Genomic DNA, 258 nt, shown 5'->3' with positions numbered 1-258 from the left:
TGTGTATAAGAGACAGGTACTCGCCTGTGCGTTTGAAATATTGCTTTTTGCAGTAGACAAAGCTGCTTCTGCCTGCTCAAGAGCCATTTTCTGATCTCTGTTATCAAGGATTACCAGTGTATCGCCTTTTTTTACGAACTGGTTGTCTTTTACTTTTACTTCCGTTACATATCCTGAAATTTTTGAAATTACGGGAGCCATATTGGAGGTGATCTGTGCATCGTCTGTTTCTTCGTGTACCTGGCCGTAAGAATAGGT

At 41.1% G+C, this 258-nt stretch carries 1 pseudogene; it reads right to left on the bottom strand.

What is annotated here, in order from left to right:
* Positions 1–258: pseudogene (locus tag ACPYOJ_RS35815) on the bottom strand (HlyD family secretion protein); the annotation flags it as partial.

The sequence above is a fragment of the Rhizobium sp. SVR5-9E genome, assembly GCF_056755095.1.
This window is presented reverse-complemented; position numbering and strand designations above follow the sequence as displayed.